This is a genomic window from Arthrobacter sp. 05T45, from assembly GCF_056395875.1.
The window spans coordinates 47,579-61,078 of record NZ_JBFTKI010000014.1; the positions used below are offsets into that span (position 1 = coordinate 47,579).

The 13,500-nt window shown below is 68.3% G+C and carries 9 protein-coding genes; all 9 read left to right on the forward strand.

The window, feature by feature from the left end; genetic code table 11:
• Nucleotides 1-20: 20 nt before the first annotated feature.
• The 9 genes from AC1DGD_RS14020 (at nucleotide 21) to AC1DGD_RS14060 (ending at nucleotide 13,470) form a co-directional block, all read left to right on the forward strand.
• Nucleotides 21-1,598 (forward strand): anthranilate synthase component I, encoded by a 1,578-nt coding sequence (locus tag AC1DGD_RS14020; RefSeq protein ID WP_476851521.1) that lies wholly within the window; start codon nucleotides 21-23, stop codon nucleotides 1,596-1,598.
• Nucleotides 1,598-2,290, forward strand: a complete 693-nt coding sequence (locus AC1DGD_RS14025; protein ID WP_476857173.1) for a Trp biosynthesis-associated membrane protein — start codon at nucleotides 1,598-1,600, stop codon at nucleotides 2,288-2,290. Before AC1DGD_RS14020 ends, AC1DGD_RS14025 begins: the two co-directional genes overlap by 1 nt.
• A 115-nt stretch (nucleotides 2,291-2,405) precedes the next feature.
• Nucleotides 2,406-2,693 (forward strand): HGxxPAAW family protein, encoded by a 288-nt coding sequence (locus AC1DGD_RS14030; protein WP_476857174.1) that lies wholly within the window; start codon nucleotides 2,406-2,408, stop codon nucleotides 2,691-2,693.
• A 2-nt stretch (nucleotides 2,694-2,695) separates the two neighbouring features.
• A complete protein-coding gene (gene trpC / locus AC1DGD_RS14035) occupies nucleotides 2,696-3,514 on the forward strand; it encodes an indole-3-glycerol phosphate synthase TrpC (protein WP_476857175.1) in 819 nt (272 codons plus the stop codon).
• 127 nt (nucleotides 3,515-3,641) lie between these two features.
• Nucleotides 3,642-5,006: a tryptophan synthase subunit beta gene (gene trpB / locus AC1DGD_RS14040; RefSeq protein ID WP_476857176.1), complete on the forward strand. Its 1,365-nt coding sequence runs from the start codon at nucleotides 3,642-3,644 to the stop codon at nucleotides 5,004-5,006.
• Nucleotides 5,003-5,824: a tryptophan synthase subunit alpha gene (gene trpA, locus AC1DGD_RS14045; RefSeq protein WP_476851526.1), complete on the forward strand. Its 822-nt coding sequence runs from the start codon at nucleotides 5,003-5,005 to the stop codon at nucleotides 5,822-5,824. Before trpB ends, trpA begins: the two co-directional genes overlap by 4 nt.
• Nucleotides 5,825-5,827: 3 nt before the next feature.
• A complete protein-coding gene (gene lgt / locus AC1DGD_RS14050; RefSeq protein WP_476857177.1) occupies nucleotides 5,828-7,135 on the forward strand; it encodes a prolipoprotein diacylglyceryl transferase in 1,308 nt (435 codons plus the stop codon).
• A gap of 268 nt (nucleotides 7,136-7,403) precedes the next feature.
• Nucleotides 7,404-12,020 carry a glutamate synthase large subunit gene (gene gltB / locus AC1DGD_RS14055; protein ID WP_028277048.1) on the forward strand — a complete coding sequence of 1,539 codons (4,617 nt, stop codon included), beginning with the start codon at nucleotides 7,404-7,406 and terminating at the stop codon, nucleotides 12,018-12,020.
• Nucleotides 12,013-13,470, forward strand: coding sequence for a glutamate synthase subunit beta (locus tag AC1DGD_RS14060; protein ID WP_476857178.1), 1,458 nt, complete (start codon nucleotides 12,013-12,015; stop codon nucleotides 13,468-13,470). Before gltB ends, AC1DGD_RS14060 begins: the two co-directional genes overlap by 8 nt.
• The last annotated feature ends 30 nt before the right edge of the window (nucleotides 13,471-13,500 follow it).

Sequence of the window (13,500 nt, forward strand, 5' to 3'; positions counted from 1 at the left end):
AACAGGCGGAAAGCACAGCCATGCAGGACCTTGGAATCATCAGCCCCGGCCTCGAAGAGTTCCGCGAACTCGCAGGCCACAGCCGCGTCATCCCCGTCCGGCTCAAGGTGCTGGCTGACGCCGAAACCCCTATCGGGCTCTACCGCAAGCTCGCCCATGGCCAGCCCGGAACGTTCCTGATGGAATCGGCGGCGGTCGGCGGCGCCTGGTCGCGCTATTCCTTCATCGGCTCCCGCTCCCGGGCCACCCTGACCACCAAGGACGGCAGCGCGCACTGGCTGGGCGAGCCCCCGGTCGGTGTGCCCCTGGACGGCAACCCCGTGGACGCCATCCGCGACACCGTCGCGGCGCTGCGGACCGAGCGCTTCGACGGCCTCCCGCCGTTCACCTCGGGCCTGGTCGGTTTCCTGGGCTGGGAAACCGTCCGGCACTGGGAGAAACTGACCAGCCCGCCGGAGGACGACCTCCAACTGCCGGAGATGGCCCTCAACCTGGTCACCGATATGGCGGTCCACGACAACATGGACGGCACCGTCCTGCTGATCGCCAACGCCATCAACTTCGACAACAGCACCGAACGGGTCGACGACGCCTGGCATGACGCCGTCGCCCGCGTCAAAGCCCTGCTCGAAAAGATCAGCCGCCCCGTGGAGCAGCCGGTCTCCGTGCTGGAGACGGCCGCCCTGGATTTCGCGTCCAGTGTGCAGGAGCGCTGGGACGAAACCGAGTACCTGGCCGCCCTGGACCGCGGCAAGGAGGCGATCGTGGACGGTGAGGTCTTCCAGGTGGTGATCTCCCGCCGCTTCGAAATGGAGTGCGGCGCCGACCCCCTCGACGTCTACCGGGTCCTGCGGAACACCAACCCCAGCCCCTACATGTACCTCTTCAGCTTCGAGGACGCCGCCGGCCGCGAATACACGATCGTCGGCTCCTCGCCGGAGGCCCTCGTCACCGTGACCGGGGACGAAGTCATCACCCACCCCATCGCCGGCTCACGCCCGCGCGGCAAGACGGTCGAGGCGGACAAGGCCCTGGCCGAGGAACTGCTGGCGGACGAGAAAGAACGCGCCGAGCACCTGATGCTGGTCGACCTGTCCCGCAACGACCTCTCGAAGGTCTGCGTGGCAGGATCCGTCGACGTCACGCAATTCATGGAAGTGGAGCGCTTCAGCCACATCATGCACTTGGTCTCCACCGTGGTCGGAGAGCTCGCCCCGGCCGCCAAGGCCTACGACGTGCTCAAGGCCACGTTCCCGGCCGGCACCCTCTCCGGCGCCCCGAAGCCGCGGGCCCTGCGCCTGCTGGACGAACTTGAACCGCACCGGCGCGGCATCTATGGCGGCGTGGTGGGGTACCTGGACTTCGCCGGGGACATGGACATGGCGATCGCCATCCGGTCGGCCCTGCTCCGCGAGGGACGCGCGTACGTCCAGGCCGGCGGCGGGATCGTCGCAGATTCGGTGAACCCGACCGAGGCCCAGGAAACCGTGAACAAGGCCGCCGCCCCGCTGCGCGCCGTGCACACGGCCAGGTCGCTGCACAACATCACCGTTGACGCAGTCACTGACGCAGCGCCCGACGCAGGAGCCGAGTCCTGATGGGGGAGCCGGAAGCCACCGCCAAGAACACCGCCAAGAACACCGTGAAGGGCACTGTGAAGGGCACCGGGCGGGCCGCCGTCCCGGGCTGGGCCCGCAAGTCCACCCTGGTCCTGGTGATCGCTGCCCTGGCCCTTGCCGTGTTCGGGACCACCACCCAGACCTGGCTCACCGTTCACCTCGATCCCACGCAGCTCGGCGCGGCCGTGGCCAGCCAGGACGGCCTGCAGGTTCAGGGCAGCAAGGCTGCCACCACCGTGACAGCCCTGGCGCTTGTGGCCCTCGCCGGCGGCCTCGCGGCCTCGATCGCCGGCCGCGTGGCCCGTTGGGTGATCACGGCGATTATCCTCCTCGCGGCCGCGGGCATCGTCGCCGCGGCAGCCGTCGTGCTGGCGGACCCGCTGGCCGCGGCGCAGGGATCGATCGCGGCCGCCACCGGAATCAGCGGCAGCAGCGTACAGGTGGACGTAACAGTGTTCCCCGTCCTCGCCGTCGTCGCCGGAGCCCTGCTGGGACTCAGCGCCCTCGCGATCGTGCCGGCCGGCCGCTACTGGAAGACCCGCACCAAATATGACGCGGCCGCCGCCGGGCCCGCCGCCGGCGGCACTGCAGCTGGCGGTAATGCGCCGGCCGCCCCCGCGGACGAGATTGACAGCTGGGACCGGCTGTCCCGCGGTGACGACCCCACCTGAGCCGATGCCGCGGGCGCGACCGGCAACGCGACCAGTAAGGCGGCCCGGCAACGCGGCCAAATAACACAGCAAAAAATGGCAGAATGTAAGCAGTATTCATCCTGAGGAGATTTCAATGAGCAAAGCCACTGTTTCCGCATCCACGTCCACTGCGCCGAAGGGCGTCTACGACGACGTCGACCACAGCGAACCCCAGGGTCACGGCAACAGCCCGGCCGCGTGGACCTGCGTGATCGTGATGCTGATCGGCGCCCTCATTGCGTCCATCGCCTTCGTCATCGCCAACACCCCGATCTTTGTCGCGGGTGCGGCGGTCATGGTGGTCGGCCTGCTCGCCGGCTGGGCCATGCGCAAGGCCGGCTACGGCGTCGGCGGCAGCAAGCTGAAGAACTCCGGCCACTGAGCGTGAGCGTTCTCGACGACATCAATGCCGGTGTCAGGGAGGATATGCAGGCGCGCCAGCGTCTGGTTACGCTCGCGGAGCTGAAAGAGCGTGCCGCCGCGGCGGCGCCCGCCCGTGACGCCTGGGCCGCCCTCGGCGGAACCTCAAGCAGCCGGGACCAGCTCAAGGTGATTGCCGAGGTCAAGCGCCGCAGCCCGTCCAAGGGCCAGCTCGCGGACATCGCCGATCCCGCGTCCCTCGCCGCGCAGTACGCCGACGGCGGGGCCGCCGTGATCAGCGTCCTGACCGAGGAGCGCCGCTTCGGCGGCTCCCTGGCCGATCTCGACGCCGTCCGGGCCGCCGTGGACATTCCGCTGCTGCGCAAGGACTTCATGGTTGACGAGTACCAGATCTGGGAGGCCCGGGCGCACGGCGCCGACCTGATCCTGCTGATCGTGGCGTCGCTCTCGGACGCCCAGCTGCGTGAGTTCACGGCCCTCAGCCGCGAGCTCGGCATGAACGTGCTGGTCGAGACCCATACGGCGGAGGAAATCGAGCGCGCAGTCGCCGCGGAGGCCCGGATCATCGGCGTCAACGTACGCAACCTCAAGACGCTCGACGTCGACCGTTCCGTCTTCGCGGCGCTGACCGGCGGCATTCCCGCCGGTGCGCTCGTGGTCGCCGAGTCCGGTGTGCGCGACGTCGAGGACGTCAAGCACTACGCGGCCCGCGGAGCCAACGCGGTCCTGGTCGGCGAGGCGCTGGTCAGTGACGCGACGCCCCACGAGCGGATCGCCGAATTCATGGCTGCCGGCGCGACGGCAATCGCCGCGCGCGCCTGAGGCCGGCCGGTCCTGGCGCCTCCGTCCGGACCGTGAGCGGTGCCGGGCCCGCAATTTTGCCCGGACCAATGAGCGGATCTCATCAGCAGATCCCCAAAGCTAGCAGTGGAACAGGATGGTGAGACTGATGGTCGATGCACCAGCAGCCGGCTCTGACGAAAGTGCCGTGGACGCGTTCCTGCAGGGCGGCCGCCCCGCGGAGCATCCCGCGCAGGGCGAACCGTCCCTGCGCCACGCCCCGGGGCCCTACTTCGGGAACTACGGCGGCCGGTGGATGCCAGAGTCGCTCATCGCGGCCCTGGACGAGCTCGAGGACACCTTCGAGAAGGCCAAGGCCGATCCGGAGTTCACAGCCCAGATCGCCGAACTGAACAAGAACTACTCAGGCCGGCCGTCGCTGCTGACCGAGGCCAAGCGCTTCGCCGAGCACGCCGGCGGGGTGCGGATCTTCCTCAAGCGCGAAGACCTCAACCACACCGGCTCGCACAAGATCAACAACGTCCTGGGCCAGGCGCTGCTCGCCAAGCGGATGGGCAAAACCCGCGTCATCGCCGAAACCGGCGCCGGCCAGCACGGCGTCGCCAGCGCCACGGCCGCAGCCCTGCTGGGCCTGGAATGCGTGGTCTACATGGGCGCCGAGGACTGCCGCAGGCAATCCCTCAACGTGGCCCGCATGGAGCTCCTTGGGGCCACGGTCATCCCGGTCACCAACGGATCCCAGACGCTCAAGGACGCCATCAACGAGGCCCTGCGCGACTGGGTGGCCAACGTGGGCAACACGCACTACCTGCTGGGCACCGCCGCCGGAGCACACCCGTTCCCGGCGATGGTCCGCTACTTCCACGAAGTCATCGGCGAGGAAGCCCGCGCCCAGATCCTGGACCAGACGGGCCGGCTGCCGGATGCCGTCTGCGCCTGCATCGGCGGCGGCTCCAACGCAATCGGCATCTTCCACGGCTTCCTCGATGACCCCTCGGTCAAGATCTACGGGTTCGAGGCCGGCGGCGAGGGCGTCGAAACCGGACGCCACGCAGCCACCATCACCCTCGGCAAGCCCGGCGTGCTGCACGGCGCCCGCTCCTACCTCATGCAGGACGACGACGGCCAGACCATCGAGTCGCACTCGATCTCCGCGGGCCTGGACTACCCCGGCGTCGGCCCCGAGCACTCCTACCTCGCCGACATTGGCCGGGTCAGCTACGAGCCCATCACGGACAGCGAGGCCATGGAGGCCTTCCGCCTCCTGTGCCGCACCGAGGGCATCATCCCCGCCATCGAGTCCGCCCACGCCCTCGCCGGCGCCATCAAGGTGGGCCAGCGGCTCGCCGCTGACGCGGCCGCAGGCAAGGCAACAGACGCCTCAGAGAAAATCGTGATCGTGAACCTCTCCGGCCGCGGCGACAAGGACGTGGCCACGGCCGCGGAATGGTTCGACCTGCTGGACAAGGATTCACCTGAAGCCGAAATCGCCAAAGAGGGGGAACAGCTGTGAGCACCAGCCAGGACGGCACCCAGCACGCCAGCAAGTCGGCCGCGGCCATTGACCGCGCCCGCGCCCAGGGCCGGGCGGCCCTGATCGGCTACCTGCCCGCCGGCTACCCGAGCGTTAAAGACACCATTGCCGCCGGCATCGCCCTGGCCGAGAACGGCGCCGACCTCATCGAGATCGGCATCCCGTACTCGGACCCGGTCATGGACGGCCAGGTCATCCAGGCCGCCACGACGGAGGCCCTCGCGAAGGGCTTCCACGTCCGGGAGGTCTTCGACGTCGTCCGCGGCATTACGAGCAAGACCGACGCCGCCGTGCTGGTCATGACGTACTGGAACCCCGTGGTCCGGATGGGCGTGGACGAGTTCTCCCGCCGCCTGGCCGAGGCCGGGGGAGCCGGGCTCATCACGCCCGACCTCATTCCGGACGAGGCCGCCGAATGGATGGCGGCCTCGGACAAGTACGGCCTGGACCGGGTGTTCCTCGTGGCTCCCTCGTCCTCGCCCGAACGCATGAAACGCACGGTCGACGCGAGCCGCGGCTTCGTCTACGCCGTCTCCATCATGGGCGTCACCGGCGCCCGGACCTCGGTCAGCTCCGCGGCCAGGGACGTCGTCGCCGCAGCGCACGCCGCGGGCGCCGAGCGCGTCTGCGTGGGCCTCGGCGTCTCCACCGCCAGCCATGTCCGCGAGATCGCCGAGTACGCCGACGGCGTGATTGTCGGCACCGCCCTCGTCGCGGCAATCCGGGACGGCGGCGTGGATGCGGTAGCCTCCTTGACGAAAGACCTCAGCACCGGCCTTACCAAGGAAGAAGCCTAAGCAATGCAGTCAGTCCTCCACGCGGCGGCGATGATTCCCGCGAGCATTCCGAGCCCCACCTGGTCCGGATTCGACATCCCGCTGCCGTGGGGGTCCCTGCGCATCCACGCCTACGCCCTGTGCATCCTCGCCGGCATTATTGCCGGCCTGTGGCTGACCTCGGTCCGCTGGGCACGCCGCGGCGCCCCCGAAGGCAGCGTCTGGGACATCGCCATCTGGGCCATCCCGTTCGGCATTATCGGCGGGCGGCTGTACCACGTGTTCTCCTCTCCGGACGCCTACTTCGGCCCGGGATTCGACGGCACAGGGGACCTGTCCCTGATTCCGCAGATCCAGCGCGGCGGCCTGGGCATCTGGGGCGCCGTCGTGCTCGGCGCCGTGGGCGCCTGGATCGGGTGCCGGCGTGCCGGGGTGAAGCTGAGCGCCTTCATGGACGCCGCGGCCCCCGGGCTGCTGCTGGCCCAGGCCATTGGCCGGTGGGGCAACTACTTCAACCAGGAACTCTTCGGCGGCCCCACCACGCTTCCGTGGGGGCTGCAGATCGATCCCAACAACCCGAACTTCCCCGCCGGCATGCCGACGGACACGCTCTTCCACCCGACGTTCCTCTACGAGTCGCTGTGGAATCTGGCCGGCGTGCTGATCCTGCTGGCACTCGACCGCAAATTCAGCTTCCGCCGCGGCCGTCTCTTCTGCGTCTACGCCATGTACTACACACTGGGCCGCGTCTGGATCGAGGCCATGCGGATCGACGACGCCGAACAGATCACCCTCTTCGGGCTCACCACCAGGCTCAATGTCTGGACCAGCATCATCGTCTTCGCCGGAGCCCTGCTCGCCTTCATCCTCCTCGGCCTGCGCAAGCGCTCCGAGCCGGACACCCCGTTCCTCCCCGGCCGCGCGCCGGCAGAGACACAGCCGGCAGGGACCCAGCCGGTGGAGACTACGCCGGCTGAGGAAAAGTCGGCGGAGGCAAAGTCGGCAGAGTCAAAGCCGGACGCTGACGCGACCGAGGCCGACAACGCTGGCCGCGCCACCGGCGCCGACGCCACCGGCGCCGAACGCGCCGCCCACGCTGACCGCGCCACCGTTCCCGCAGACGCGGCAACCATCCGCCATTCGGACGCCGCTGTCTCAGATAGTGAATCCCGTGCTAATCTCCGGAATAACCAAAGCGGACCAGTTCGCGCATCCGAGGATGCGGGCAGGGACTCCACGGGCGGCACCGCGCCCGCCAACGGAGCTCCGGCAGCCGGAGTTTCCGGCCGCCAGGGAACTGGAACCGCGCCGGAGGCTGAGGGCACCAAGTAGCTCAGCGCCGGCACTTCGGGTTGACCGGAGCCACCGCTCACCGGACCCGACTCCACAGCGTCGTGGCAAGAGGGCTTGCCGTGGACAGCAGATCGAAGCTGTCCATGCAAGCCCGGGCCAGCACCTGCGTAACTGTTAGTACAGGAGGCCGGGCTGGCCTACAATTCCAGTTAGAAAAACACTCTGTTGCGCCCGTCACACACCGGCGTGCCGAGTGGGGCCAATGTTGTCCCTCCCATACGCACGATCAGGAGGAAGGACGTCTCCAATGACCCAAACTCTTCACAGCCCCAGCTGGTCCGATCCGGACCAGCCCTCGGCTGCCGCGTCACCCTTCAGCCGCTTCGCGGCGATTCCGGCCGCTGCCGGACTCTACAATCCGGAGAACGAGAAGGACGCCTGTGGCCTGGCCATCATCGCCACGCTCCGCGGTGAGCCTGGCTACGACATCGTCGACGCCGCCCTGACCGCCCTGCGTAACCTCGAGCACCGCGGTGCCGTGGGCGCGGATGAAGGTACCGGCGACGGCGCCGGCCTCCTGATGCAGGTGCCGGACGAATTCTTCCGCGCAGTCACGGACTTCGAACTTCCTGCCCCCGGCCAGTACATCGTGGGAACCGCGTTCTTGCCCGCCGAGCAGCGCGAATCGGACGCCGCCCGCGCCGGCATCGAAGGCCTCGCCGCGGACGAGGGCCTGACCGTCCTGGGCTGGCGTGAAGTCCCGATCGTGGCCGACCTGGTCGGGGCCATGGCCCGGGCCTGCATGCCGTACTTCTCGCAGCCGTTCTTCGCCTCCAGCACCGGGGAAACCCTCGAACGCAACGAGCTCGATTCCCGCGCCTGGCGGATCCGCAAGCGCGCCCAGAACAAGTTTGGCGTGTATTTCCCGTCGCTCTCCTCCCGGACCATCGTCTACAAGGGCATGCTCACCACCGCGCAGCTCGAGCCGTTCTACCCGGACCTGTCGGACAAGCGCTTCAAGACCAAGCTCGCGATCGTCCACTCGCGCTTCTCCACCAACACGTTCCCGTCCTGGCCGCTGGCCCAGCCGTTCCGCACCATCGCGCACAACGGCGAGATCAACACCGTCAAGGGCAACCGCAACTGGATGCGGGCCCGGCAGTCCCAGCTCGCCAGCCCGCTGCTGGGGGACTCACCCGAAGAGCTGTTCCCGATCTGCACCCCGGGCGCCTCCGACTCGGCCTCCTTCGACGAGGTCGCCGAACTGCTCTGGCTCTCCGGCCGGCCCATCACGCACTCGATCATGATGATGATCCCGGAGGCGTGGGAAAACCACGCCACCATGGATCCGGCCCGCCGCGCCTTCTACGAATACCACTCGATGCTCATGGAGCCGTGGGATGGCCCGGCGGCCGTCTCCTTCACGGACGGCAACCTGGTCGGCGCCACGCTGGACCGCAACGGCCTGCGCCCGGGCCGGTACTGGATCACCGAGGACGGCCTGATCGTCTTCGCCTCCGAAGTCGGCGTGATCGACGTCGAACCCTCCAAGGTGGTCAAGAAGGGCCGCGTCTCGCCGGGCAAGATGTTCCTGGTGGACACCGGGGCCGGCCGGATCATCGACGACGCCGAGGTCAAGGCCGAGGTTGCCGCGGCGAACCCCTGGGCCGAATGGGTCAAGGACAACCTGATCGACCTCAAGAACCTGCCCGAACGCGAGCACGTCGTGCACACCGCCGCCTCGGTCAACATCCGCCAGCGCACCTTCGGCTACACCACCGAGGAACTGAAAATCCTGCTGGGCCCGATGGCCCGCACCGGCGCCGAACCGCTCGGTGCCATGGGCTCGGACACCCCGGTGGCCGTGCTGTCCAAGCGCCCGCGGCTGCTCTTCGACTACTTTGTGCAGTCCTTCGCGCAGGTCACCAACCCGCCGCTGGACGCCATCCGTGAAGAGCTCGTCACGTCCCTGACGTGCGCAATCGGCCCGAACGGCAACCTGCTGGACACCAAGCAGGTCCGGCAGCCGCAGGTTTCGCTGCCGTTCCCCGTGATCAACAACGACCAGCTCGCCAAGATCGCGAACATCGAGAGTGCCGACGGCGGCAAGGTCGCCATGAAGGTCCGCGGACTCTACCGCCCCGAAGGCGGCGAGAACTCCCTCCGGGCCCGGCTCACCGAAATCTGCGAGCAGGTCTCCGGCGCCATCAACCGCGGCGTGCAGTACGTGGTGCTCTCGGACCGCGACTCGAACGCCCAGTGGGCCCCGATCCCGTCCCTGCTGCTGGTCAGCGCCGTGCACCACCACCTGCTGCGCAGCGCCAACCGCACCAAAACCGCGCTCGTGGTGGAGGCCGGCGACGTCCGAGAGACCCACCACGTCGCCGTGCTCATCGGCTACGGCGCCTCCGCCGTGAACCCGTACCTGGCCATGGAATCCGTGGAACAGCTCATCGCCTCCGGCGACGTCGTTGGGGTCACCCCGCAGGACGGCGTCTACAACCTGATCAAGGGCCTGGGCAAGGGCGTCCTGAAGATCATGTCCAAGATGGGCATCTCCACCGTGGCCTCCTACACCGGTGCCCAGACCTTCGAAGCCCTCGGCCTCGGCCAGGACCTCGTGGACGAGTACTTCTCCGGCACGCACTCCCAGCTCGGCGGAGTCGGCCTCGACGTCATTGCCGCCGAAGTCCTGGCCCGGCACCGCATGGCCTACCCCGAGAACGGCATCGAACTGCCGCACCAGCCCCTGCTCGGCGGCGGCGAATACCAGTGGCGCCGCGACGGCGAACCCCACCTGTTCAACCCCGAGACCGTCTTCCGGCTCCAGCACGCCACGCGTGAACGCCGCTACGACATCTTCAAGGCCTACACCCGCGGCGTTGACGACCAGTCCGAGAACCTCATGACCCTGCGCGGTCTGCTGAAGTTCAAGGCCGGTTCGCGTCCCGCGGTGCCGCTTGAGGAAGTCGAACCGGTTTCCAGCATCGTCAAGCGGTTCTCCACCGGCGCCATGAGCTACGGCTCCATCTCCAAGGAAGCCCACGAGACCCTCGCGATCGCCATGAACCGGCTGGGCGGCAAGTCCAACACCGGTGAAGGCGGCGAGGACGTGGACCGGCTGCTCGATCCCACCCGCCGTTCCGCGGTCAAGCAGATCGCCTCCGGCCGCTTCGGCGTCACCAGCCTGTACCTGTCCAACGCGGACGACATCCAGATCAAGATGGCCCAGGGTGCCAAGCCCGGCGAAGGCGGCCAGCTGATGGCGCAGAAGGTCTACCCCTGGGTGGCCCGCACGCGGCACTCGACGCCCGGCGTCGGCCTCATTTCGCCGCCCCCGCACCACGACATCTACTCGATCGAGGACCTCGCGCAGCTGATCTATGACGCCAAGCGCGCCAACCCCTCGGCCCGGGTGCACGTCAAACTCGTCTCCGAGGTCGGGATCGGCACCGTGGCGGCCGGCGTCACCAAGGCGAAGGCCGACGTCGTGCTGGTCTCCGGGCACGACGGCGGTACCGGCGCCTCGCCGCTGAACTCGCTCAAGCACGCCGGTGTCCCGTGGGAACTCGGCCTCGCCGAGACGCAGCAGACGCTTATGCTCAACGGCCTGCGCGACCGTGTGGTGGTGCAGGTCGACGGCCAGCTCAAGACCGGCCGCGACGTCGTCATCGCCGCGCTGCTCGGCGGCGAGGAGTTTGGTTTTGCCACCGCCCCGCTGGTGGTCTCCGGCTGCATCATGATGCGCGTCTGCCACCTGGACACCTGCCCGGTGGGCGTCGCAACCCAGAACCCCGAGCTGCGCTCCCGGTTCAACGGCAAGCCCGAATTCGTGGTGAACTTCTTCGAATTCCTTGCCGAGGAAGTCCGCGAAATCCTCGCCGAGCTGGGTTTCCGCAGCATCGAGGAAGCGATCGGCCACGCCGAGATGCTCGACTCCCGCGACGCGATCAACCACTGGAAGGCCGAAGGGCTGGACCTTGATCCGATCCTGCACGGGCTCGAGTTCGACAACGACGCGCCGCTGCGCAACCTCACCGGCCAAAACCACGAACTCGACAAGCACTTCGACCAGCGCCTGATCGCCATGGCGGCCGAAGCGCTGAGCGACCGCACACCGGTGAAAATCTCCGTGAACGTCATCAACACGGACCGCTCCGTCGGCACCATGCTCGGCCACGTCGTGACGAAGACCTTCAGCACCGACGTCCTGGCCACGGACACCATTGACATCACGCTCAATGGCACCGCGGGACAGTCGCTCGGGGCGTTCCTGCCGGCCGGCATCACGCTGCGCATGTTCGGCGACTCCAACGACTACGTCGGCAAGGGACTCTCCGGCGGCCGCATCATCGTCCGGCCGGACCGCACCAACGTGTTCCCGGCCGAGCGCAACGTGATCGCCGGCAACGTGATCGGCTACGGCGCCACAAGCGGTGAGCTGTTCCTCCGCGGCCAGGTGGGCGAACGCTTCCTGGTCCGCAACTCCGGCGCCACCGCGGTGGTCGAAGGCATCGGGGACCACGGCTGCGAGTACATGACCGGCGGCCAGACGCTCATCATCGGCCGGACCGGACGCAACTTCGGCGCCGGCATGTCCGGGGGTACGGCCTACGTGCTGGACCTGCAGACCGAGCGCGTCAACAAGCAGGCCCTCGAGTCAGGCGAGCTGCAGCTGCGCGAGCTCGACGCCGAGGACCGCGACATTGTCCACGGGCTGCTGGTGAAGCACCTCGAGGAAACCGAGTCGCTGCTCGCGGCACGGCTCCTCGAGAACTTCGATGACACCGCAGCCCGCATAACCAAGGTGCTGCCGCGCGACTACGCGGCCGTCCTGCAAACCCGTCTTGACGCCATCGAAGAGGGCCTGGACCCCGACGGCGAAGAAGTTTGGTCTCGAATCCTGGAGGTGACCGGTGGCTGATCCACGCGGATTTCTGAAAGTACGTCAGCGTGAAACCCAGCCGCGCCGTCCCGTCCCGGTCCGCATCATGGACTGGAAAGAGGTCTATGAGGCCCAGGAAAAGGGTGTCCTCGAGAGCCAGGCCGGCCGCTGCATGGACTGCGGCGTCCCGTTCTGCCACCAGGGCTGCCCGCTGGGGAACCTCATTCCGGAATGGAACGACCTCGTCTGGCGGGACAAGGGCGAGGAAGCGATGGAGCGGCTGCACGCCACCAACAACTTCCCCGAATTCACCGGACGGCTGTGCCCGGCCCCCTGCGAGGCGTCCTGCGTACTCGGCATCAACCAGCCCGCGGTGACCATCAAGCAGGTCGAGGTGTCCATCGTGGACCAGGCCTTCGAGAACGGCTGGGTCAACCCGCTGCCGCCGGCGCGCCTGACCGGCAAGACGGTCGCCGTCGTCGGGTCCGGCCCCGCCGGGCTCGCCGTCGCCCAGCAGCTGACCCGGGTGGGCCACACTGTGGCCGTGTACGAGCGCGACGACAAGATCGGCGGCCTCCTGCGCTACGGGATCCCCGACTTCAAGATGGAAAAAGAGCAGGTGGACCGCCGGCTGGAGCAGATGAAGGCCGAAGGCACCCGGTTCCGCACAGGAGTGGCCGTCGGCACCGACGTGACGTGGGAGCAGCTGCGCCGCCGGTACGACGCCGTCGTCGTCGCCACCGGGGCCACCGTCCCGCGTGACCTGCCGATCCCGGGCCGCGACCTCGACGGCGTCCACTACGCCATGGACTACCTCGTGCCGGCCAACCGGGTGGTGGCGGGGGAGACCGTGGAGAACCAGATCAATGCCGCGGGCAAGCACGTGGTCATCCTCGGCGGCGGCGACACCGGCGCCGACTGCCTCGGCACCGCGCACCGTCACCAGGCCGCGTCCGTGACCACACTGGCGATTGGCAAGCAGCCGCCCGTCGAGCGGGCCGGCCACCAGCCCTGGCCGACATTCCCCACCTTGTTCGAGGTCGCCAGCGCGCACGAGGAAGGCGGCGAACGCACCTACCTCGCCTCTACCGTGGAGTTCGTCGGGGAAAACGGCAAACTCACGGGCGTCAAGGTTGCGGAGACGGAATTCGTCGACGGCAAGCGCCTGCCGAAGGCCGGCACCGAGCGGATCATTCCGGCGGACCTCGTCTTCCTGTCCCTGGGCTTCACCGGCGCCGAACCGGCCGGGATCACCGACCAGGTCCAGGCCGACTTTGACGGGCGCGGCAACGTGGCACGCGACGGTTACTACATGACCAACACTGAAGGCATCTTCGTCGCGGGCGACGCCGGCCGCGGCCAGTCGCTCATCGTTTGGGCCATCGCCGAAGGGCGCGCCTGCGCGGCAGCGGTGGACAAGTTCCTGATGGGCAGCACCATTCTGCCGGCACCCGTGGCGCCGACCGACCGTGCGATGGCTGTTCTGTAGTCCCACAGGACCTCCGGGATTCATCCGCAC

Coding starts and splice junctions, on each gene's coding strand:
- AC1DGD_RS14020 (WP_476851521.1), top strand. CDS start 21: ATGCAGGACCTTGGAATCATCAGCCCCGGCCTCGAAGAGTTCCGCGAA.
- AC1DGD_RS14025 (WP_476857173.1), top strand. CDS start 1,598: ATGGGGGAGCCGGAAGCCACCGCCAAGAACACCGCCAAGAACACCGTG.
- AC1DGD_RS14030 (WP_476857174.1), top strand. CDS start 2,406: ATGAGCAAAGCCACTGTTTCCGCATCCACGTCCACTGCGCCGAAGGGC.
- trpB (WP_476857176.1), top strand. CDS start 3,642: ATGGTCGATGCACCAGCAGCCGGCTCTGACGAAAGTGCCGTGGACGCG.
- lgt (WP_476857177.1), top strand. CDS start 5,828: ATGCAGTCAGTCCTCCACGCGGCGGCGATGATTCCCGCGAGCATTCCG.
- gltB (WP_028277048.1), top strand. CDS start 7,404: ATGACCCAAACTCTTCACAGCCCCAGCTGGTCCGATCCGGACCAGCCC.